The 22364-nt window shown below is 71.3% G+C and carries 18 protein-coding genes; 7 read left to right on the plus strand and 11 right to left on the minus strand.

Annotation, left to right across the window (positions count from 1 at the left end; translation table 11 throughout):
* Positions 1-122: 122 nt before the first annotated feature.
* Both purS and purQ read left to right on the plus strand, forming a co-directional pair.
* Positions 123-362, plus strand: a complete 240-nt coding sequence (gene purS / locus GGQ91_RS18980; protein ID WP_043350071.1) for a phosphoribosylformylglycinamidine synthase subunit PurS — start codon at positions 123-125, stop codon at positions 360-362.
* Positions 362-1042, plus strand: coding sequence for a phosphoribosylformylglycinamidine synthase subunit PurQ (gene purQ, locus GGQ91_RS18985; protein ID WP_043350073.1), 681 nt, complete (start codon positions 362-364; stop codon positions 1040-1042). The genes purS and purQ overlap by 1 nt, the downstream gene beginning before the upstream one ends.
* A 490-nt stretch (positions 1043-1532) precedes the next feature.
* On the opposite strand, the gene GGQ91_RS18990 is transcribed toward purQ, so the two are convergent.
* From GGQ91_RS18990 to GGQ91_RS19010, 5 genes are all read right to left on the minus strand, one after another.
* Positions 1533-3965, minus strand: coding sequence for a penicillin-binding protein 1A (locus GGQ91_RS18990; protein WP_043350075.1), 2433 nt, complete (start codon positions 3963-3965; stop codon positions 1533-1535).
* 170 nt (positions 3966-4135) lie between these two features.
* The gene (locus GGQ91_RS18995) at positions 4136-5395 is read right to left on the minus strand and encodes an N-acetylmuramoyl-L-alanine amidase (RefSeq protein WP_043759637.1); all 1260 of its coding nucleotides are present in this window, start codon (positions 5393-5395) and stop codon (positions 4136-4138) included.
* Between the two features lie 124 nt (positions 5396-5519).
* Positions 5520-6095, minus strand: a complete 576-nt coding sequence (locus tag GGQ91_RS19000; RefSeq protein WP_043357177.1) for a phasin family protein — start codon at positions 6093-6095, stop codon at positions 5520-5522.
* 197 nt (positions 6096-6292) lie between these two features.
* Positions 6293-6649, minus strand: coding sequence for a phasin (locus GGQ91_RS19005; protein ID WP_043357179.1), 357 nt, complete (start codon positions 6647-6649; stop codon positions 6293-6295).
* 337 nt (positions 6650-6986) lie between these two features.
* The gene (locus GGQ91_RS19010) at positions 6987-8252 is read right to left on the minus strand and encodes a glycosyltransferase (RefSeq protein WP_179697448.1); all 1266 of its coding nucleotides are present in this window, start codon (positions 8250-8252) and stop codon (positions 6987-6989) included.
* A 124-nt stretch (positions 8253-8376) separates the two neighbouring features.
* Here GGQ91_RS19010 and GGQ91_RS19015 point away from each other — a divergent pair, with 124 nt between their 5' ends.
* Both GGQ91_RS19015 and GGQ91_RS19020 read left to right on the plus strand, forming a co-directional pair.
* Positions 8377-9642 (plus strand): glycosyltransferase, encoded by a 1266-nt coding sequence (locus GGQ91_RS19015; RefSeq protein ID WP_182592643.1) that lies wholly within the window; start codon positions 8377-8379, stop codon positions 9640-9642.
* A 249-nt stretch (positions 9643-9891) separates the two neighbouring features.
* Positions 9892-10071, plus strand: coding sequence for a hypothetical protein (locus tag GGQ91_RS19020; RefSeq protein ID WP_043384781.1), 180 nt, complete (start codon positions 9892-9894; stop codon positions 10069-10071).
* 30 nt (positions 10072-10101) lie between these two features.
* On the opposite strand, the gene GGQ91_RS19025 is transcribed toward GGQ91_RS19020, so the two are convergent.
* The 5 genes from GGQ91_RS19025 to GGQ91_RS19045 all read right to left on the minus strand — a co-directional run bounded on the left by GGQ91_RS19025 (position 10102) and on the right by GGQ91_RS19045 (position 17484).
* Positions 10102-12597, minus strand: coding sequence for an EAL domain-containing protein (locus tag GGQ91_RS19025; RefSeq protein ID WP_182592644.1), 2496 nt, complete (start codon positions 12595-12597; stop codon positions 10102-10104).
* Positions 12598-12691: 94 nt separating this feature from the next.
* Positions 12692-14374, minus strand: coding sequence for an acyl-CoA dehydrogenase family protein (locus GGQ91_RS19030; RefSeq protein WP_182592645.1), 1683 nt, complete (start codon positions 14372-14374; stop codon positions 12692-12694).
* A gap of 233 nt (positions 14375-14607) precedes the next feature.
* Positions 14608-14814 carry a hypothetical protein gene (locus GGQ91_RS19035; protein ID WP_043357188.1) on the minus strand — a complete coding sequence of 69 codons (207 nt, stop codon included), beginning with the start codon at positions 14812-14814 and terminating at the stop codon, positions 14608-14610.
* 128 nt (positions 14815-14942) lie between these two features.
* Positions 14943-16508 carry an FAD-dependent oxidoreductase gene (locus tag GGQ91_RS19040; RefSeq protein ID WP_246410809.1) on the minus strand — a complete coding sequence of 522 codons (1566 nt, stop codon included), beginning with the start codon at positions 16506-16508 and terminating at the stop codon, positions 14943-14945.
* A gap of 85 nt (positions 16509-16593) precedes the next feature.
* Entirely contained in the window at positions 16594-17484 is an 891-nt protein-coding gene (locus tag GGQ91_RS19045) for a DMT family transporter (protein WP_403091422.1), read from the minus strand.
* Positions 17485-17732: 248 nt separating this feature from the next.
* Here GGQ91_RS19045 and GGQ91_RS19050 point away from each other — a divergent pair, with 248 nt between their 5' ends.
* Complete coding sequence (locus tag GGQ91_RS19050) at positions 17733-18605, plus strand: YihY/virulence factor BrkB family protein (RefSeq protein WP_182592781.1); 873 nt, start codon at positions 17733-17735, stop codon at positions 18603-18605.
* Positions 18584-19456 carry an alpha/beta fold hydrolase gene (locus GGQ91_RS19055; protein ID WP_043759626.1) on the plus strand — a complete coding sequence of 291 codons (873 nt, stop codon included), beginning with the start codon at positions 18584-18586 and terminating at the stop codon, positions 19454-19456. The genes GGQ91_RS19050 and GGQ91_RS19055 overlap by 22 nt, the downstream gene beginning before the upstream one ends.
* 60 nt (positions 19457-19516) lie before the next feature.
* Here the strand turns inward: GGQ91_RS19055 and GGQ91_RS19060 are convergent, their stop codons facing one another.
* Complete coding sequence (locus GGQ91_RS19060; protein ID WP_182592646.1) at positions 19517-21292, minus strand: glucan ABC transporter ATP-binding protein/ permease; 1776 nt, start codon at positions 21290-21292, stop codon at positions 19517-19519.
* A gap of 283 nt (positions 21293-21575) precedes the next feature.
* Between GGQ91_RS19060 and GGQ91_RS19065 the strand changes: the two genes are divergently transcribed.
* Positions 21576-22349, plus strand: a complete 774-nt coding sequence (locus tag GGQ91_RS19065) for a motility protein A (protein WP_043384792.1) — start codon at positions 21576-21578, stop codon at positions 22347-22349.
* The last annotated feature ends 15 nt before the right edge of the window (positions 22350-22364 follow it).

The following is a 22364-nucleotide window of genomic DNA, read 5'->3' on the forward strand; positions in this document are numbered from 1 at the left end:
CCCATGCGTGCGGGGTGTTCGACAGTTCGGCGGCCTTCCTGCTAGAAGCGGTCCGCGGCGGTCTGTGTGACGATGTCGCAGGTCACACTCCCGTCCCGGACACGCGTGAGACCCGAAGATCCATGAAAGCCCGTATCATCGTCACCCTGAAGACCGGTGTGCTGGACCCGCAGGGTAAGGCGATCGAGGCCGCACTCAGATCCCTCGGCATCGAGGGCGTCGACGGCGTCCGGCAGGGCAAGGTCTTCGACATCGAGGTCTCGGCGGTCGACAGCGCCGCCGCGGAGGCGACGTTGCGCACGGCCTGCGAGAAGCTCCTGGCCAACACCGTCGTCGAGAATTACGCGATCGAGATCCTCTGATGCACGCCGCGGTCGTCGTCTTCCCGGGTTCCAACCGCGAATCGGACGTCGTCCGGGCCCTGCGGCGATCCGGCGCGCAGGTGAGCCTCGTCTGGCACGCGGACCACGAACTGCCCGCCGGCACCGACCTCGCCGTGCTGCCCGGCGGCTTCTCGTACGGCGACTACCTGCGCTGCGGCGCCATCGCCGGCCGGGCCGCCGCCATGGATGCGGTGCGGGCCCACGCGGCGCGCGGCGGACTCGTGCTCGGCATCTGCAACGGCTTCCAGATCCTGTGCGAATCCGGCCTTCTGCCCGGCGTGCTGATGCGCAACGTCGACCGGCGTTTCATCTGCCACCGCCAGACGCTCCGGGTCGAGCGCACCGACACCCGCTTCACCAGCGCCTACGCCCCGGGTCAGGTCATCGACGTCTGCGTCGCCCACGGGGAAGGCAATTACTTCGCCGATCCCGAGACGCTGGCGCGGATCGAAGGCGAGGGCCGGGTCGCCTTCCGGTACTGCGACGCCACCGGCGCCATCACCGTGGAGGCCAACCGCAACGGCTCCCTCAACGCCATCGCGGGCGTCCTGTCGGAGACCGGGAACGTGCTCGGGATGATGCCGCACCCGGAGAACTTCGTCGAAGACCTGATCGGCGGAACCGACGGGCGCGGCCTGTTCGACAGTCTGGCGGCCTGAGATCACCGGCCGAAGATTTGTCTTAACTACCGATTAAGGTTTCCGGGGCATAAAGAGGCATCCAGTGATCTGGATGTCGAGTTGGACATGTTCGTCCGCTCTGTTTTGATGCCTCCCTGATGACTCTTCGAGCCGCTCCATCCGGGGCGGCTTTTTTCTGCGCGGATGCCGGTGCGCGGATCGCGCGAGCCACGTCTTCCGGACCGCGCACGGCCGCTGCCGCGCCCCGGAGCCACGGCACGGACCCTGAATCGTCCAGGGCAGGCACCCTGATCCCACGCGGGAGGGGGACAGGATGAGGCCGGATCCGTGACCCTCGTCGAGGCCATGCCGCGGTTTCAGAACGCCGCTCCGGCGTCGGCGCTGCGCACGCTCGGGATCCGCAACAGAAAGCCCAGGCCGGGCGGACCCGACCTGGGCAGACTCGACCTGAGCAGACTCGACTTGGGCAGACCCGACTTGAGCGGAGCGCGAGCCGGGACCGGTCGCCTTAGTACAATCCGCCGGCCTGCGCGGCCCGGTCGGGATCGGCCGGGACAGCCGCGGGGGCGGCCGCCTGGCCGCCGCCCGAGGACGACGGCGCCACGTAGGAATCCGCCGGTGCGGTACCGGGCTTGAACGCCTCCAGGATGGTCCCGGCGCCCTCGCCGGACCCCGCACGGGTGCCGCTGGCGAGATTGATGCGGATCAGCTTGATCCCCGGGGGCACGCGGAACGGCGTCGGCGGCTTGTCCTTGAGGGCGGTCTTGAGGAACTCCAGGGCGATCGGCGCCGCCAGCCCGCCGCCGGTGGCGCGGTCGCCGAGCGAGCGCGGCTTGTCGAAGCCGATATAGATGCCGACCGCCAGATCCGGCGAGAAGCCCACGAACCACGCGTCCTTGGCGTCGTTGGTGGTGCCGGTCTTGCCGGCGAGCGGCTTGCCGATCTGCTTCAGGATCGTCGCGGTCCCGCGCTGGACCACGCCCTCCATGATCGAGACCATCTGGTAGGCGGTCAGCGGGTCGAGCACCTGCTCGGAATCGTCCACCAGCTTCGGCTCGTCCTGGCCGGACCACTTCTCGGCGTCGCAGCCGATGCATTTGCGGTTGTCGTGACGATAGATGGTCTCGCCGATACGGTCCTGGATCCGGTCGATCAGGGTCGGCCGGATGCGCCGGCCGCCATTGGCCAGCATCGAGTAGGCGGTGACCATGCGCATCACCGTCGTCTCGCCCGCGCCCAGCGACATCGGAAGAACCGGCAGCATGTCGTCGTAGACGCCGAAGCGGCGGGCGTACTCGGCGATGAGCGGCATGCCGACATCCTTGGCGAGCCGCACCGTCATCAGGTTCTTCGAGTGCTCGATGCCGTAGCGCAGGGTGTGGGGGCCGCCGGACTTGCCGTCGTAGTTCGAGGGCGTCCAGGCCTCCTGGCCGGGGCCGGCCTCGATGGTGATCGGGGTGTCCTGGATGATCGAGGCGGGCGTGTAGCCGTTATCCAGCGCCGCCGAGTAGACGATCGGCTTGAACGAGGAGCCGGGCTGGCGCATCGCCTGGGTGGCGCGGTTGAACTCGGATTCGTCGTACGAGAAGCCGCCGACCATCGCGTGCACCCGGCCCGTATTCGGGTCCATGGCCACGATGGCGCCGGAGACCTCGGGCTTCTGGCGCAGGCGGAACTGGCCGCGGCCGCCATCCATCGCCTCGACATAGACCATGTCGCCGGGCTGGAGATTGGCGCGGCCGGCCCAGCGCATGCCCTCGGGCGTGATCACGCCGGTCTCGCGGTCCTTGACCACCTGGCCGGAGGCCTCGCGCTTGGGCTGCAGGCCGATCTGCACGCCGCCGCCGCCATTGCCCAGCACCACGGCGAGGCGCCACGGTGCCACGTCGCCCAGCGCCGGAACCTCGGCCGCCGCCATGCCCCAGTCGCGCCCGGTCAGGTCGACCTTGGTGACCGGCCCGCGCCAGCCATGGGCCTGGTCGTAGCGCACGAGGCCGTCGACCAGCGCCTTGCGGGCCCAGCCCTGCATCTTCGGATCGAGGGTCGTGCGCACCGAGAGGCCGCCCTCGTAGAGCTTCTTCTCGCCGTAGCGCTCGGAGATCTCGCGGCGGACCTCCTCGGTGAAGTAGTTGGCGTTGGCGGCGTTCGGGAAGGCGACGCGCGGGTTGACGCCGAGCGGCATCTTCTTGGCGGAATCCGCCTCCTCCTTGGTGATGTAGCCGTTCTCCGCCATCAGGCGGATGATCTCGTTGCGGCGGTCCAGCGCCGCCTGGGTCTTGCGGTAGGGGTGGTAGTTGTTCGGCCCCTTCGGCAGGGCGGCGAGGTAGGCCGCCTCGTTGATGGTCAGCTCGTGGACCGATTTTCCGAAGTAATCCAACGCCGCTGCCGCCACGCCGTGGAGGTTCCGGCCCGGCACGATCGTGCCGAGGAAGATCTCGTTGAGGTACAGCTCGAGGATCTTGTCCTTCGAGTAGGCCGCCTCGATCCGGAGCGCCAGCAGCGCCTCCTTGATCTTGCGGTCGTAGGTCTGCTCGGAGGAGAGCAGGAAGTTCTTGGCGACCTGCTGGGTGATGGTCGAGGCGCCCTGCCGCTTGCCCGACTTGGCGTTGGTCAGGAAGGCGCGCACGATCCCCTCGGGGTCGATGCCGCCGTGCTTGTAGAAATTCTTGTCCTCGGCCGACAGGAAGGCCGCGACGACGATCTTGGGCATCGCCTGGATCGGCAGGTACAGCCGGCGCTCGCGGGCATATTCGGCGAGCAGCGAACCGTCCGCCGCGTGGACGCGGGTCATCACCGGCGGCTCGTAATTGGCGAGCGCCGCGTGGTCGGGCAGGTCCTGGCTGTACTTCCAGTAGAAGTACCCGCCCACCGCCGCGCCGACCACGAACAGCACCGCGCCAGCGCTGAACAGGATCCCGAAGAAACGAAGGATCAGACGCATCCGGTGTTCCGCTCGTCGCTGGCCCGGCCGAATGCCGGAATCGGCTCATCCGGCGCGTGCGTCCGCTCTCGATGCGGTCAGCCCCCGGATGCTCCCGTCAGGCCCCTTCGGAATGCCGGTTTCGACGGCGGTGCGACGGGGCGTTCGGACGTCCCGTATCGACACGCATTCTATGGTGAAACTGGGGCGACAGCGGCCGAGCGGCGCATGACCGTCGGACGCCCCAGGGTGGCGCGGTTGGTGAAGAACAGATCGATCGCCTTGGCCATGGAGCCGGTGACGCCCGCCCGCCACTCCGGCGATTGCAGCATCTCCAGGTCGCGCTTGCTGGAGAGATAGCCCAGCTCCACCAGCACGCTCGGCACGTCGGGGGAGCGCAGCACCACGAAGCGCGCCTCGCGGTGGGGCTTGGCGCTCATCTCGATCACGGGGGCGAGCTGGCCCATCAGCGTGCGGGCGAAGCCCGACGAGAAGCCGCGGGTCTCGCGCAGGGTCAGCTCCTGCAGGATGTCGGCGATGTCCGGCGGCGCCTCGGCGGCGTCGGCGCCCGCGGCGGCGTCGGCCCGGTTCTCGCGCTCCGCGAGCTTGGCGGATTCGGCGTCCGTGGCCTTCTCGGCATTGGTGTAGATCGTGGCGCCCCGCACCTGGGGGGCCGCCGAGATCGAATCCGCGTGGATCGACACGAACAGGTCGGCCTTGGCCTCGCGGGCGAGGCGCACCCGGTCGGCGAGGGGCACGAACACGTCCCGGTCGCGGGTCATCCGGACCCGGTAGCGCCCGGCCGCCTCCAGCTTCTCCACCAGCGCCTGGGCGAAGCCGAACACGATATCCTTCTCGAACACGCCGCCCACCGCGATGGCGCCGGGATCGGTGCCGCCGTGGCCGGCATCGACCATGATCAGCGGGCGCTGGTCGGTCGGTTCCGGCGGGGCGCTGCGGGCCTGGGCGGGGGCGGGATCCGCGGCGGCCGCGGCCTTGCGGAAGGCGTCGCGGTCGGCGCGCTGGAGCGGGATCGTGAGCAGCACCGCGCCGTCGCGGGCCCGCGTCACCGACTCGATCCTGCCGACGGTGGCGGGGGCGGTGAGGTCGATCACGATGCGGGAGCGGCCTGGGGCGAACAGGCCGTAGCGGAAGGATTGGACGAGCCCGTCGCGGCGGCTGCCGGTCCCGGATTCCAGCTGGAAGTTGACCTCGGGCAGGTCGATCACCGCCCGGTCCGGCCGCTCCATCACGAAGCCGCGGGCCTCGACGGCCCGGGACAGGGTCAGGGTCAGGCGCGTGCCGCCGGCCTGGCTCGCGAGGTCGGCCCCGATGGCGACGGCGGGCTTCTCGCCGTTCTGCGCGGCAACCGGCGCTCCCGCCAGGGCCGGCAGAAGCGCCACGGCCAGGCGAAGCCATGCGGTACGGATCAGGCGCGCGCAGTTCGGCATCGGTCCGGTGTCGTTTCCCGTGCCCTCCGTTACGGCATGGGACCGACTTGGTTAACGGACGGTTGCCGCCGCCGGTTCGATCCGGGCGCCCGTGTTGCCGGGATGCGACAAGTCCCGCGCCGCTTCAGCGGTACGCGACCACGCGGCTCGTCTGACCGATGACCGTGACCCAGCAGGTCAGGGACGCGTCGGCGGCCCGCTGGACCTCGCCGACCTGCAGGCGAATCACCTCGGCCGGCGACCGGGCGCCCGAGAGCGCCCGCAGATGCGCCAGGGCCGCCTCGCCCTCGCCGCGCACGTAGCGGGCGATGGTCGAGCCGATCTCGACGACATCGAAGCGGTCGGGGGTGAAGACGATTCGGTCTGGGACGTCGACGGCGTCCGGCATCGGCGGGACGGCGATATCCGCCGCGGCACCGGCTTCGGGGACCGCCTGCGCGGCCGTCTCGGTCGGCCCATCGGCCGGCCCGTCGGCCGGCACCTCAGAGGCGGTCTCGGGCAGGACCGGGGTGGTCGCCGCGCACGCCGCCTGGGCCGGCTCGGCCTGCGGCTCGTGGGTCTCGACGGAAACGTCGCTCGCCGGCGCGGGTGCGTCCTCGGCGATCGGCGCAGGGCGGGTCTCGGCCGGGGCCGGCGCCTTCCGGAGCGGTTGGGGTGATCCGGCGGGGCGGCCTCCCCTCGGTCGACGCGGCTTTCCCATCGCGCGATCTCCTCCTGTCGGCGTCAGGCCGTCCTGACGGAGCGGCGGCCGGAGGGTCGTGCGCAGCCGGCTCGCCCGCGGTGTCGGCCTCGGACCCGTGACGCCCGGGTGTCAGAGCCTCGGATCCGGTCGGCGCCGCGCGCCCTCCGGATCCCGTATCGCGTCCCCGATCGAGGATCGGGGACGGCGCGCCGGCCTCAGCGGGCGGCGGCGTTCTGGGCGAGGGCCCCGTAATCCTTGGCCTGGGCCTGGAGCGCGGCGAACTGGCTGCGGACGAACTCGGACTGGAGCTCGAACGCCTCGCGGAGATCCTTCGTGCGCACCAGCTTCTGGGCGAAGTCGAAGGTCGCGTTGGCGTTGGCCTGCGCGTGATCAAACCCCTTCGCGACCGCGGCGGTCAGGGTCGACTGGAAGGTCTGACCCGAGGTCTGGACCTGCTCGGCGACCTTCACGGCGTTCGTCATCATGGTGCCGACAGCGGTCCGAGCCTGATCGACGCTCTTCTCGGCGAAGTCGCGCATCTCGGTCGGGATCTCGAAGTTCGGGGTCTGCATCGATGTCTCCAGCAACATTCATGGAGCGGGACGCCGGATGCGTCCGCGTTGACGCGCTTCTATATGTTGCACCGCAACAAGAAGTCAAGTGCATGCTTCGGGGGCCATGCAGGACCCGGAAGCCCGATAAAATGCAGATCCGATGATCTCGCACAGTCATCGCATCGCGGCTGCAGCCCCGATAGCAGATGGCGTGCAAGCTGCGCCATTTATCCGATCGGCCAAGATTGCCGATCCCGGCAAGAGGCCGCTTCGCAAAAAACGATCTGCCTGTCCAGAGCGGCACGAACGGATCGTGAATGCTTGTGGTATACCAGACGGGCCGGGCCGCCTCGGATCATCGCGGCTGGGCCAGCGAATCCGGATGCTGCATCGCACCAGCCGCGGCTCCGGACAGACGGGCGTAGAGCCCCCGGAGCGCCGCCGCATGGGCGTCCAGGCCCATCGGCGCGGTGCGGAAGAGCCTGCGGGCCTCCGCCCCGAGCGACGCCGCCAGGGCGTCGTCCCGGAGCGCCGTGAAGGCCTCGGCGAGGGGCCCGACCTCCGGTGCGAGCACGAATCCGGTCCGGCCGTGCCGGACCTTCTCGGCGGCGCCGGAGCGGTCGGAGGCCACGACCGGGATGCCGGCCGCCAGCGCCTCGTAGACGGTGAGCGGGCCGGTCTCGTACCAGCGCGACGGCGCCGCCAGCGCCCGGGCGCGGGTCCGGAGCGTAGCCCAGACCGCCTCGGGCCTCTGCCATCCGATCACCTCCACGCCGTCCCGGGCACGCAGCTCCGCCTCCAGGGGGCCGGCGCCGATGAACAGGGCCGGAAGTCCGGCCCTCCGCGCGGCGTCGGCCACGAGGTCGGCGCCCTTCTCGCGGGTCAGGCGCCCCACATAGGCGATCGCGTCGCCGCGGGCGGGCGCGGCCGCGGGCCCCTCCGGAAGCCGGACGGGGTTGTCGATCCGATGATGCGTGAGGGCGTAGCCGCCGAGCAGAGCGCCCAGCCGCTGCCGGCTGGCGTCGCAGACATGGACGACGTGCAGCGGATGGTGCCGGCTGGCCCGACCGACGACCTGCCGCATCGCCGCGGCACGGGCGACCCGCACGAGCTTGTGCCCCCGGCTGCGGGGATCGCAGGGCGCCGCGAGGCAGGCGGCCGACAGGGGGGCGAGCCCGCAGGGCTCGGCCCGGTCGAAGCGGTAATAGACGCCGTTCGGGCAGGCCAGGGCGTAGTCGTGCAGCGTGACGACCAGCGGCACCCCGGTCTTCGACAGGACCGGAACGATCGCCGGCGACAGGGTCCGGGTCCATTGGTGCAGGTGGATACAGTCCGGCGGCGCGGCGAGGCCGGCGAGGGCCGCGGCGAGGCGGCGGGCGGCGGCGGCGTGCCAGATCCCGGCGGCGGCCGCCCGCGCGGCACCGAGCGACCAGATGTCGGGCAGGCCGAGATCGATCCGCTGGATCCCGGCATGGTCGAGGAGCGGATCGACGGCCCCCGAGATCGCCTGGATGTAGGTGACGGCGAGACCGGCCTCGGCGAGCCCGCGGGCCGATTCCAGCGCCACCTTCTCGGCCCCGCCGCTGGCGGCCGCGAACTCGGCCAGGATCACGACATGCACGGTGTCCCTCCCGGGGATCGCGTCGGTCTCGGGAGCCGGGAGGATGAAGGAGAGCGGTTTACGGGGGATCAACCGCGGCCGGATACAGATCTCTGCCCCGGATCAGAGCGGCGGAATTCCTGACGTGCACGTCGTCCTCGTCGCAGACCACGCCGCGATCAACGGCGGCCAGGCCAAGGTCGCGATCGAATCCGCCCTGGGGCTCGCCGCCCGGGGGATCCGCGTCAGCCTGTTCGCCGCGGTCGGCCCGGTGGACCCCCGGCTGGAGCCCGCCGGCATCCGGGTGGTCTGCCTGGAGCAGGACGACGTCACCACGGCGCGCAGCAAACTGGCCTTCGCCGCCCAGGCGATCTGGAACGGTGCGGCGCGCCGCGCCCTCGCGCGGGAACTCGCCGCCTGCGACCCCCGGGACACCCTCGTCCACGTCCACGCCTTCGCCAAGGCGCTGTCGCCGTCGATCGGCCCGGCGATCCGGGCCTCCGGGCTGCCGTGCCTCTACACGATGCACGAGTTCTTCCTCGTCTGCCCCACCGGCGGCTTCTACGCCTATCCGGAGCAGCGGATCTGCCATCGGACCCCGATGTCGGCCGCCTGCATCGCGGCGCATTGCGACGCACGCAGCTACCCGCGCAAGGTGGCCCGGATGGTCCGCCATGCCGGCCTCGCCCACGTGGCCCGGCTGCCGGATCTGTTCGCCCACGTCGTCACGATCAGCGATCTGCAGGAAAGCGTCGTCCGGCCGCTGATGCCCCCCGGCACCGTGTTCCACCGGGTCGACAACCCGATCGCGGTGGTGCAGGCGCCCCTGCGGGAAGGCGCGCCGGGCGACTTCCTGTTCGTCGGGCGGATCTCCACCGAGAAGGGCGCGCCGATCTTCGCGGACGCGGCCAGGCGCGCGGGGGTGCGGGCGGTCTTCGTCGGCGACGGCCCCCAGCGGGCCGATCTCGCGGCGCGCCATCCCGAGGCCGTCATGCTCGGCTGGCGCGACGCCGCCGGCGTACAGGCGCTGATGCGCCAAGCCCGGGCGCTGGTCTTCCCGAGCGTCTGGTACGAGGGCCAGCCGCTCACCGTCTACGAGGCCCTGGCCTGCGGGGCGCCGGTGATCGTCAGCGATGCCTGCGCGGGGCGGGAGGCGGTGATCGATGGCGAGACCGGGTTCTGGTTCCGCTCCGGCGATCCGGAGGCGCTCGCCGCCCATCTGCGCCGCCTGACCGACGACGGCCTCGCCGCCCGGATGGGCCGGGCCGCCCACGACCGCTACTGGACGGCGCCCCTGAGCCTCGACGCCCATCTCGACCGCCTCGAGGGCGTCTACGAGACGGTGATGCGCGGGGCCACCGCCCGCAGGAGGGGCCTGAGCCCGGTTGATCGGCCGCTCGCGACCACCTGACCCTGCCGCCGGTTCGGCCGTCCGTGCGCGGGACGCGGAGCCAGCCCGTCGGCGCCGCGCCGCCCGTCGCGCTGCCCGTCGCGCTGCCGCGGATCCCGACGCCGCGCGGGTGACGCCGGCGAGGCCATGGGCCGGACGCTTCGACCGGAAAGCCCATGCGGCCGCCGGAAAGATCGGAAACACCCGCCGTCCCTCGCGTTGATGCCCACCAGCACCCTTGCGTGCCTCCGTCACGGACGAGTGAGCGACATGGCCGAGACCCACAACAAGCCGAACGAAGCCAAGCCGGGCTTCCAGCAGGGCAGCGCCAAGCCGGGCGACGCCAAGAACCCCGACAACAAGCAGGAGAAGCTGAACGAGCGCCTGGACGAGGCCCTGGAGGAGACCTTCCCGTCGAGCGATCCGGTGTCGGTGAAGATCACCAAGTAGGCCCCCGGGCCTGCACCGGCCGGGCGGCCGTCAGGCCGCCCGGTCGTCCGGGACCGGCTCCCGCCCGCGGTCGATCAGGCTGCGGGCCTCGGGCCCCGGGACCGCACGGCTGAACAGGAAGCCCTGGACCTCGTCGTAGCCCTCCGCGCGGAGCATCGCGAGCTGCTCGACGGTCTCCACCCCTTCGGCGGTGGTGGCGATGCCGAGGCTGGCGCCCAGGCTCGCCACCGCCCGCACGATCGCCGTGCAATGGGTGTTCTCGCCGACCTGGCTCACGAAGGAGCGGTCGAGCTTGATCTTGTCGAAGGGGAAGCTGCGCAGGTAGCCGAGGCTCGAATAGCCGGTGCCGAAATCGTCCATCGCGATCCGGATGCCCAGGGCCCGCAGCTCATGCAGGGTCGCGAGATTGGCGGCGCTGTCGGCGAGCAGGACCGATTCGGTGATCTCCAGCTCGAGGCGCCGCGGGTCGAGGCCCGAGGTCGCGAGGGCGCCGCGCACGGTCTCGACCAGGCTGCGGTTGCGGAACTGGATCGGGGAGAGGTTCACGGCGAGGCGGATCGCCTCCGGCCAGGTCGCCGCCTCCGCGAAGGCGGTCTGCATCACCCAGGCGCCGATCGGGACGATCAGGCCGGTCTCCTCGGCCAGTGGCACGAACTCGGCCGGCGAAACCGGGCCGTGGTCCGGATGGGACCAGCGCAGCAGCGCCTCGAAGGCCAGGATCCGGTCGGAACGGGCATCCATCAGCGGCTGGTAGACCAGCGAGAACTGGCCGCGGGCGAAGGCCTCGCGCAGTTCGTTCTCGCGCCGCCGCCGTGCCTGCACCCAGGCATCCATCTCCGGCTCGAAGCACCGGAAGGTGCCGCCGCCCTCGGCCTTCGCCCGGTACAGGGCGAGGTCGGCGTTCTTCATCAGGGTTTCGGGATCGGTGCCGTCCCGCGGCAGGCAGGCGACCCCGATGCTGGTGCCGATATGGCAATCCTGGCCGTCCAGGCGGAAGGGCCGGCCGAGTTCGGCGATCACCCGGGCGATCAGCCCGTCGGCCAGGGCCGGGAGATCCATCCCCCCTACCAGGATGGCGAACTCGTCGCCGCCGAGCCGGGCCACGAGGTCGTCCTTGCGCAGGCAGCCGGCGATCCGCTCGGCCGCCTCGCGCAGGAGCGCGTCGCCGACCGGATGGCCCAGCGTGTCGTTGACGATCTTGAACTTGTCGAGGTCGAGGCAGAGCAGCACCGCCGCCTCCCCGTCCCGGGCGTGGCGGGAGATCGCCTCGGCGAGGCGGTCCCGGAACAGCACGCGGTTCGGCAGCCCGGTGAGCGCGTCGTGGTGCGCCATGTGGGCGATGCGGGCCTCGGCCCTCCGGCGTTCCGTCATGTCGATGGCGGCTTCGAGCACGGCCTGCCGCCCCTCGAACGGCATCGCCCGCTGGAACAGGGAGACCTCGATCGCCGAGCCGTCGGCGCGCTGGTGGAGGGCGCCGGTGGGCGGCAGGCCGAGCCCCGGCGCCGCGTCGGGGGGCATGGCGAGATCGGCCGGCGCCCGGCTCAGGAACTGCTCGCGGCTGTAGCCGTAATGGGCGACGGCCGCGTCGTTGACCGCCAGGAAGCGGTCGCGCGCGTCGGCCACGACCCACATCGGGACCGGGTTGTTCTCGAACAGGAGCCGGAACGAGGCCTCCCGGGCCTTGATGTCGCCGACATCCGTCATGGTGACCGAGAGGAGATCGCCGACGCAGCCCGCCTCGACCTTGAGGTAGAGCGTGCCGCCGTCGGACCGGGGGCGGCTCAGCTCGAAGGCGGAGCGCCCGCCCCGCTCGACCATGGCGGCGAGCGTCGCGATCGTCCGCGCGGTGATCGCCCCCGGGAAGAGCTGGCCGATGCGCTGCCATTGCAGGACCGCGGCGGGCCGCTCCAGGAGGCGCTCGGCGCCGCGGTTGAGGGCGACGATCTTGAAATCGATCGGGTGGCCCGCCGCGTCACGGATCGTGCTGAGGGCCAGGATCCCCTGGTCGGTGGCGGTGAACATCGCCTGGACGAGTTCGGTCCGGACGCTCGCCCCGTCGAACCCGATCAGCACGAACGGCTCGCCCCAGCGGTTGTCGAGGGGCACACCGACGAGGCGGGTCGAGGTCACGACGCCGGCATCCAGGCGATCGCACCGGCTGTAGGCGGGCTGGCCGGATCCGAGGGCGGCCGCGACCATCTCGCCGACGGGCTCGCGCAGCTCGATCGGGAGCGCGTCGACCGGGACGGTCTCGCTGGGACAGGGTTCCGCCGACGGGCCTTCCGACCCTTGCGCGAGCCAGGCGCCGAACTCCTGGCCCGCCCAGAGGATCCGGGCGGCCTGGCCGTTCCGGGTGGTCACCAGGGCGGCCCGGTCGGCGAGGCGGCCGAGGCTCCCGAGCACGACGGCCTCGTAGGACGGGATCGGTGCCCCCGGCGTCCGGCAATCCTGCCAGCGCCGAAGGATGTTGCGGCCCGTCTGTCCGTCGTCGTCGTGCGCGGTCACCGAGCCGCCCCAGTTGTTCACCGGGGGCCAGGAAGCTGGGACTTCGTTTAAGCCGGGTTCATGAGCCGACTTATAATCCCATGATACGTACTATTCCCCAGTTTGAGCTCGATTTTCAGGCCGCCTCGAGCAACCGGCGGGCGATCACCTGGGCCTGGATCTCCGCGGCGCCCTCGAAGATCGAGAGGATGCGGGCGTCGCACAGGATCCGGCTCACCGGGTATTCCAGCGCGAAGCCGTTGCCGCCGTGGATCTGCAGGGCGTTGTCGGCCGCCGCCCAGGCGACGCGGGCGCCCAGCAGCTTCGCCATGCCGGCTTCCAGGTCGCAGCGCTTGCCGGCATCCTTCTCGCGGGCCGAGAAATAGGTGAGCTGGCGGGCGATGTTGATCTCCACCGCCATCATGGCGAGCTTGTCGGCGACCCGCGGGAAGTTGACCAGCGCCTTGCCGAACTGGACCCGCTCCTCGGCGTAGCGCAGGCCGACGTCGAGGGCCGACTGGGCGACGCCGATGGCCCGGGCCGCGGTCTGGATGCGGGCCGATTCGAAGGTCTGCATCAGCTGGGCGAAGCCCTTGCCCTCGACCTCGCCCAGCAGGTTGCCGGCGGGCACCTCGAATCCCTCGAAGGCGAGCTCGTACTCCTTCATGCCCCGGTAGCCGAGCACCTCGATCTCGCCGCCCGACAGGCCCTGGACCGGGAACGGCTCCGCGTCGGTGCCCCGGGGCTTCTCGGCGATCAGCATGGAGAGGCCCTTGTGGCCCTTCTCCTCGGGCTTGGTGCGGACGAGCACCGTCATGATGTCGGCGCGGACCGGGTGGGTGATCCAGGTCTTGTTGCCGGTGATCTTCCAGCTGTCGCCGTCCTTCACCGCCCGCGTGCGGAGCGAGGCGAGGTCGGAGCCGGTATTCGGCTCGGTGAAGACGGCCGTGGGCAGGATGTCGCCGCTGGCGATCTTGGGCAGGAAGCGCTGCTTCTGCTCCTCGGTGCCGCCGCACAGGATCAGCTCAGCGGCGATCTCCGAGCGGGTGCCGAGCGAGCCGACGCCGATATAGGCGCGCGACAGCTCCTCCGAGACCACGCACATGGCGGTCTTCGGCAGGCCCATGCCGCCGTATTCCTCCGGGATCGTCAGGCCGAAGACGCCGAGCTCGGCCATCTTGGTGACGATCTCCATCGGGATGTAGGCGTTCTTCAGGTGCCACTCGTGCGCCTGATCGACCACCTCGGCCTTGCCGAAGCGGCGCATCTCGGAGCGGATCGCCTCCATGTCCTCGTCGAGGCCCGAGGCGCCGACCGTGGCCGAGCCGCTGCCGTCGCGCATCCGCGCCACCAGGGCGGCGCGGTTCTCGGGGGTGTTCCCCTCGGCGATCAGGGTCTCGACGGCGTCGGTGCGGAACTGCGCCACCTCCTTGCCAGAGAGGCCGAGCGAGCCGGTGAGGCGGACCATCTCGCCCTGGCTCATCGGGATGCCGGAGAACAGCTGGTCGAGATACTCGCCGGCGCCGATCCGGACGAGGAGCGACTCGGTCTCGCCGAACCGGCCCTCGGCCTGGAGGCGCTCGGCGTAGCCGCCGAGTTCGGCGACCGCCTCCGCGTAGGTCGCGAGCCATGCGAGCCCATGGGCGGCATGCTGCTCGCCCTCGAGCTTGGCCGCGTCGATCCGCCCGTCCGTTCCGAGGATCCGCGTGCGGACCCGGCGGGTCGCCTCCGCGACGAGGGCCTTGACGCTCTCGCCGGCGGCCCTGGCGAGGGTGGCGATATCCTGCGGCTCGGTCTGGATGGCGGGGGATGCGGACATGGTTTCCTGCTCGCGTGGCGTCTTCTTGGATCGGGTCTTTTAACCTGTCGCGGGCCGGAGCCGAAGCAGATTTCGTTTGGCTCGCCTTGAACTCAAGTTGAAGGCCGGAGCTCACGGGCCGATGCGCAGCCCATGAAAGTCAAGGCCGGGCCGGTGCGGCGATACGCGTCGGTCCCGACACTGATGAACCGTCCGCCGCCCTGCCGAAAGCTGTTCGCCAGACCGGGCCCGGCTCAGCGCCTCTGCTCGCAGCGCGTCTTCACGTAGGCCCCGTCCTCGCCCTTGAAGCCTGTACTGGCTGCCAGCACCGGGCCCTGAACGAGGCATTCCTGGAGCGTGTGGGCCGGCCCGGTGACCACGTCGAGGGCGGTCTCGCGGGAGCAGTCCGGGGCCTGGACGGAGGCGGCGCAGATGAGCGCGACGACGATGATCTGGTTCATGGGGCCTCCCGTATGGGCCCGACTCTCGAGACGGCGGGCGGCGTCTACCGAAAGATGGGCCGCCGGAACTGGTTCCATCGGCCCGGACGCCCGTCCTCGCGAGCGGAGCATAGCGATGACGGAGCGGGTCACACCAGCGCGGTGAGATCCGCACCCGACTCGATCGCCTCCGGGCTGGGCACGCGTCCCTCGCCCAGCAGGTGCAGGAACGCCGTGAAGGCCGGGTTGCGGCCGATGCTGCAGGCCGCCACGGCCCGGTCTTGGCGGACATAATAGGCGATGAAGTCCAGCGCCGCCGGATCGCCCTGCAGGATGATCCGATCGAAATCCGGCGCGTAGCCGCCGTAATCCAGGCGCTTGTCGCCCTGGTTGCTCCAGAAGAACGGCGCGCCCGCGAAGGCGCCGCTGGCGCCCAGCATCGCCCGGGCGACGTGGGTGCCGTGCTGCTGCGCCAGACGCCAGTGCTCGATCCGGGCGGTGACGCCGCTGCCGCGCTCCGGGAAGGCCGCGATGTCGCCGGCGATCCAGACGTTGTCGGCGAGCTTCAGATCGGCGCCGACCGGGAGGCCGCCGGTCTCGTCCGGCTCCACCCCAGCGACGATCCCGGTCTCCGGCGCGGCGCCGGCGCCGATCAGCACGAGATCGGCCGGCAGCCGCGTGCCGTCCGCGGTCTCGACGGCCTCGACGGAGCCGGTGCCGGCGATCCGCGCGACCTTGCCGGTCACGAAGGTCACGCCGTTGCCGGCGTGGTAGCGCTTCAGCGCCGCGCCCACGGCCTCGCCGAAGCGCTTGGCGAAGGGGATCTCCTCCCGCGCCAGCACCGTCACCGACAGGCCGCGCTTGGTCAGGAAGGCCGCGGCCTCCAGGCCGATGAAACCCGCGCCGATCACCACCACGCGCTTGGCCTGCTCCGCCGCGGCGCTGAGCCGCACCGCATCGTCGAGGCTGCGGAGCGTCATCACGCCGTCGAGATCGCGGCCGTCGAAGTCCGGCACCACCGCGCGGCTGCCGGTGGCGATCAGCAGCGCGTCGCCGGTGAGCACCCGGCCGTCCGCCAGGGTGACGCTGAGGCGCGCCGGATCGATCCGGACCGCCTCGGCCTCGATCCGCTCGACCTGGTGGGCGGCGGAGAAATCCGGCTCCAGCAGGGTCTTCTCCGCCGGGGTGGGCTTGGCCAGGAACTGCTTGGACAGCTTGGTCCGGTCGTAGGGCGGGTGCCCCTCGCGGCCGACCATCGTGATCGCGCCCGCGAAACCCTCGCGCCGGAGCGTGGTGATGCAGGCGGCCGCCGCCGCCCCGGTGCCGACGATCAGGACCTGTCCGAGGGGCGTCCGGGCGTGCCGGGCCGGAGCGGGCTCGGGGGCCAGCGTCGCCACCGCCTCGCCGCCCTCGATCCGGACGGGATAGCGGGTGAGCGCGTCCAGCGCTGGCGGCTCCTCCAGGCTGCCGTCGGCGAGGGCGAAGGCCGCCTTGTGCCAGGGGCAGTAGAGCCGACCGCCGCAGATCTCGCCCTTGGTGAGCGGCGCCCCGAGATGCGGGCACTTGGCCTGGAAGGCGCGCACGCCGTCGGCGTCGCGCACGAACAGCACCGCGTCGTCGCCCGCCTTGCCCTCGGCCTTGCCGCCGAGCGGGATCGCGTCGAGGGCGAGGCGGATCTCGCGGGGCTTGCCCGAATCCAGGTGTTCTTGGTCCATCCTCGCCTCGCCCGGTGCCGGCCCGTGCGCACCAAACCGCGAAGCCCCGAAGGGTTTCCGCGCCTTCCGTCGCAGGCCCGGCGCCTCAGCCCCGGCTCGCCACCGCCACGCCGAGGGCGGCGAGCGCCATGCCGGCGCCCTGCAGCGGGGTCAGCACCTCGCCGAACAGCAGGTAGCCGAGCACGGCCGCGACCGGGGGCACCAGGAAGAACAGGGCGGCGACGCCCGCCACCGCCCCCCGCCGGATCAGCACCAGCAGCAGCAGGATCCCCGCGACCGAGTTGACCAGGACCGCCCAGCCGAGGCCGAGCCACAGGGCGGGGGCGGGGTCGAACGCGGTGCTGCCGAAGGCCAGCGCCAGCGGGATGGCGCAGGCCATGCCGCCGACGAACTGGAGGGTCGCGCCGGCCAGCAGATCGACCCGGCCGCCGGTGCGCTTCTGCCAGAGCGTGCCGAGGGTCAGCGCCAGCACCGCCAGGAGGCTGACGGCGAGCGCCAGCGGCGGGATCCCGGACGGGTCCGTGGCCCCGAGCTTCGGGGCGAGCACGAGGCCCGTGCCGACGAAGCCCATCAGGATGCCCAGGGCCCGCCGCCCGCTGACGCGCTCGCCCAGCAGCGGCTGCGCCAGGAGTGCGGTGAGCAGCGGCTGGAGGCTGCCGACGAGGGCGGCGATGCCGGCCGGCAGCCCGTGGCTCACCGCCCAGAAGACCCCCGACAGGTAGACCCCCTGCATCAGGAAGCCCGCGATGACGGGGTCGCGCCAGCCCGCCCGGTCCCCGGGCCAGCGCACCCGGGAGGCCGTGGCGATCAGCGCCAGCACCAGGGCGACGGCCGTGAAGCGGATTGCCGTGAAGGCCAGCGGATCCACGTGCGGCACCACCGCCCGGGCGGAGATGAAACCCGTGGCCCAGATCGGGATGAACAGCGCCGGAAGGGCGCCGGCCGCGAGCGGCGACGGGCGTGAGAGCGTAGGCATGTCCGCCGGACGGAGCATGCCGGCGCGCCGGGCGCAACGGTGATCGCGCCCGCCCGCCGGAGCGCGGCGGCCACCGGGGGCCGGCGTGGCGCGGACGCGTCACCGGGCGGCGATCGGGACCGGATCCGGCCGGCGGCGTTGACGCGCGGGTGCCGGCACCGTTCATCGGCGGGCCTCTCCCCGGGGAGGATCACGAGATCGAGGATCGTTGGACACCCGTGAAACCTCTCCGCAGCGGATTGCAGATCATGGGCGTCGCCGCGCAGCGCTTCGTCTCCCATGACGGCTGGGCGATCGCGAGCCACATCGCGCTCTCGAGCCTGACCTCGCTGTTCCCGTTCCTGATCCTGCTGGCGGCGCTGGCCGGCCTGTTCGGCACGCAGTCGCTCGCCGACGAGGCCGGGGTGCTGATCTTCGACGCCTGGCCCCGGGAGATCGCCAAGCCGATCGTCGGCGAGGTCCACCGGGTGCTCACCGAGCAGCGCAGCGGCGTGCTCACGCTCGGCGCGCTGTTCGCCCTGTACTTCTCCTCCTCGGGGGTCGAGAGCCTGCGGGTCGGGCTGAACCGGGCCTACGGGCTGCGCGAGAGCCGGCCCTGGTGGCTGACCCGCCTCGAGTCGATCGGCTACGTGATCTGCGGGGCGTTCGCGATGCTGGCCTTCGCGCTGCTCGTGGTGCTGGGGCCGCTGATCTGGCGCAACGTCGTCCTGGTGGCGCCGGGGCTGGAGCCCCTGAGCCTCACCGTGGCGATCGGGCGGATCGCCGTGACGGCCCTGCTGCTGACCGTCGTCCTGGTCATCGCCCACAAGTTCGTGGCGGCCGGACGGCGCTCGATCCTGTCGGTGCTGCCGGGGATCGGGGTGACGCTCGTCCTGTGGTTCTTCGCCGGCCTCGGCTTCGGCTACTACCTCGACCGGTTCTCCAACGCCTACGCGTCGACCTATGGGGGTCTGGCCACCGCGATGGTGTTCCTGGTGTTCCTCTACTGGCTCGCCGCCATGTTCCTGTTCGGCGGCGAGATCAACGGCACGGTGATCGCCGCCCGCCGCAGCCGCCTGCAGGCGCAGATGCTGGCCCGCCGGGCCGAGAGGGAGGGACGATGGACCGGATCGAGCACCTGACGATCCGCGCGAACGGCGCCGATCTGCATGTGGCGCGCTGCGGCACGGGCACGCCGCTGCTGCTGCTCCACGGCTGGCCGGAATTCTGGCTGACCTGGGAGCCCGTGATGGCGCGCCTGGCCGCCCGCCACACCCTGATCGCCCCGGATCTGCGCGGCTTCGGCGACAGCGACAAGCCCGCGGGCGCCTTCGGCCCGCCGGAGCAGGCCGCCGACATGGTGGCGCTGCTCGACGCCCTCGGGATCGACCGCGCCGGCATCGTCGGCCACGATGTCGGCGGAGCGGTGATCCAGGCCCTCGCCCGGTCTCACCCGGAGCGGTGCGCCGGCCTGTTCCTGTTCGACTTCGTCTATCCGGGGATCGGCCCCCGGCTCGGGGCGCCGGACCGCCTCACCGAGATCTGGTACCAGTCCTTCAACCAGATGGACCTGGCGGTGACGCTGGTGGGCGCCAGCCGGGAGAGCTGCGCCGCCTATATCGGCCACTTCCTGCGCCACTGGTCGCACCGGACGGACGCGTTCGACCCGGTGCTGGACGCCTTCGTGGACAATTTCCTGAAGCCCGGAAACCTCGCGGGCGGCTTCGCGCATTACCGGGCCGCCCATGCCGGGCGGATCGCGATGCTCAAGGGCGAGGCCCCGGCCCTGCCGCCAATCGGCGTGCCGACCTGCGTGCGCTGGGCCGAGCACGACCCGATCTTTCCCTTCGCCTGGACCGACCGCCTGGGCGAGACCTTCTCGGATCTCGATCTGGCGCTGTTCCCGGGGGTGGGGCACTTCCCCCACCGGGAGGATCCCGACCGGGCCGCCGCGGAGATCGCGGGGTTCTTCGCGCGGATCGGGTGGGCGTGAGGGCGTCCCCTCCCCGCACGGGGAGGCGGACGGCGTGCGCGCAGCGGCGCCCGGGCAGCCTCACGCGGCCAGCGCCAGCCCCTCGTCCTCCTCCGCCTCCGCCGCCATGAACTGGGCCCGGGCGAGTTCGGCGAAGCGCCCATTCTGCCCCACCAACTGGTCGAAGGTGCCGGCCTCGACGATCCGGCCCTCGTGGAACACCAGGATGCGGTCGGCGTCGCGGATCGTCGCGAGGCGGTGGGCGATCACGAAGGTGGTACGGCCCTCCATCACGGTCTCCAGGGCGCCCTGGAGCTTGCGCTCGGTGGCCGCGTCCAGCGCCGAGGTCGCCTCGTCGAGGATCAGGATCGGCGGGTTCTTCAGGAGCGCCCGGGCGATCGAGAGCCGCTGGCGCTCGCCCCCCGAGAGCGACCGGCCGCGCTCGCCGATCACCGTGTCGAGCCCGGCGGGCTGGCGCGCCATGAAGGCGCTGGCCTGGGCCCGCTCCAGGGCGTCGAGCATCTCGTCATCCGTGGCGTCGGGGCAGCCGACCTGCAGGTTTTCGCGGATCGAACGGGCGAACAGCATCGGCTCCTGGAACACCACGCCGATGTTGTGGCGGAGGGACGACAGGCCGACGTCGCGGATGTCCATCCCGTCGATGCGGATCGCGCCGGCGGCCGGGTCGAAGCTGCGGTGCAGGAGGCCGAGCGTCGTCGACTTGCCCGATCCGGTGGTGCCCACCAGCGCGATCGTCTCGCCGGGCTTCGCCGAGAACGAGACGCCGTCGAGCGCCTGACGCCGGCCATCGTACGAGAAGGCGACGTCCTCGAAGGTGACCTCGCCGGCAAAGCGCGCCACCTGCCGGGCCTGCGGCCGGTCGGCCACCGCCGGGACGGTGTCGTAGATCTCGAAGAACTCGGCGATCTTGGGCGCCTGCTGGAACAGGCCGTTGACGAAGCCGACCACGTGGTCGAGGCGCGCCACGAAGGCGGTGGCGAGGCTCATGAAGGCCACGACCTCGCCCACCGTGGTGGTGCCGGCCTGATAGAGCCAGATGCCGGTGACGAAGATCGCCGTCATGGTGATGGTCGCCGAGGCGCGGGTCGCCACGTTGGCGAGCGCCCACCAGGACAGGACCGGGATCTGCGCGGCGAGCAGGTTGGTGATGATGCCGCGCATCGCGTCCTTCTCGGCCTTGGCGCGGGTGAAGGACTGGATCACCGCGACGTTGCCGAGCGCGTCCGAGGCGTGGGCGGCCAGACCCGAGTTGAACTCCTCGACCTGCCCCTGGAGCGCCTCGGTCCGGCGCATCACGAAGGTGGTGAGCGCCGTGAAGGCCAGCACCAGCACCACCAGGATCGAGCCGAGCTGCCAGTTGATCAGGAGGGTCATCGGCAGGAGCACGCCGAGCGAGACCAGGGCGACGAGGTGGTCGCGGAAGAAGCCGAGCCACAGCCACGCCATGCCGTTGGTGCCCTCCAGCATCGCCTTCAGAACCCGGCCCGAATGGTTGGCCGAGTGGAAGGCGAGCGGCAGGTCGAGGACGTGCTCGAAGTAGCTCGCCATCGACGACAGCCGGTTGCGGTGGGCGAGCCGGTCGGCGTGGAGCGCGATGAACACGCCCGCCGCGATGGTGAAGAAGCCGAACGCCACCCAGGCGGCGAGCAGCGGCAGCATGGTGCCCATGGCGTCGCCGCCGCGCTTGAGATGGGTCAGCTGGTCGATGATCCGGCCCATCAGCAGGGGCTCGGCGAAGGCCGCGATCGCCAGGACGACGTTGGTTCCGGCCAAGCCTATGGCCAGCCGACGCTCCGCCTTCAGGAAACCCAGGACCCGCCCGTACAGACGAACCATCGTACCGCTCCGCCACCCCTGGCGCGGCCCGTGTGACCCGGGTCTCACGCCGTCTTTGACGGGTTCGCACGGCCGGCTTCAGCGCCGAATCCGGGTCAAACCCCTCTTGGGAAACGGGTATGCCAGCGCCCGCCTGAACGGGCGATGACGGACTGATACAGGTTCGAAACAGTCGCCTTTACGGTCCGTTCAGCCCGATGCCCTAGGCTCGGCACGGGCCGCCTGCGTCGCGGATGCGAGCGCGGTGCAGCTCTGTCCGGAAAGCCCGTCGGGTCATCGTCCCATGGATCTCGCAACCGGTGTCGGACTGCTGGGCGGCGTCGGCGTGGTGTTCACGCTGATCATGATCGATGGCGGCAACTTCGCCGCCTATTTCGACAAGCATGCGGTCATCGTCATCTTCGGCGGATCGGTCATGGCGACGATCATCCGCTTCCCCTTCGCCACCATCGCCCACGGCCTGCCGATGGGCCTGCGCTACGCCTTCACCATGCGCGCGGTGAGGCCGCACGACCTCATCGAGGAGATCACCACGATCGCCGAGGTGGTCCGCAAGAGCGGGCCCATGGCCCTGGAGAACGTAGAGATCTCCGACCCCTTCCTGGCGCAGGGGGCCCGCTACGTCGCCGACGGCTACGACCGCGAGTTCATCCGCGACACGATGGAGCGCGACCGCGACAACTTCCTCATGCACCTCGACGAAGGCTCGAAGATCTACCGCGCCTTCGGCGACTGCGCCCCGGCCTGGGGCATGATCGGCACGATCCTCGGCATGGTGACGATGTTCGCCAACATGTCCGATCCCTCGAAGCTCGGCCCCGCCATGGCGACCGCGCTTCTGGCCACGCTCTACGGCGCGCTCATCGCCAACCTCGTGGCCCTGCCGATCGCCGACAAGCTGCACGTGAAGCTGGAAGAGGAGGACGTCTCCCGCTCGCTCATCATCGACGGCATCCTGATGATCCGCGACCAGAGGAGCCCGACCCTCGTCCGCGAGATGCTCGTCGCCTACCTGCCGCACCACCACCGTGGGTCGTTCGAGGAGGCGGCCGCGTGACCGCCCGGACAGCCC

Origin of the sequence: Methylobacterium fujisawaense (assembly GCF_014138435.1) — a bacterium.
Lineage (GTDB): Bacteria > Pseudomonadota > Alphaproteobacteria > Rhizobiales > Beijerinckiaceae > Methylobacterium > Methylobacterium fujisawaense.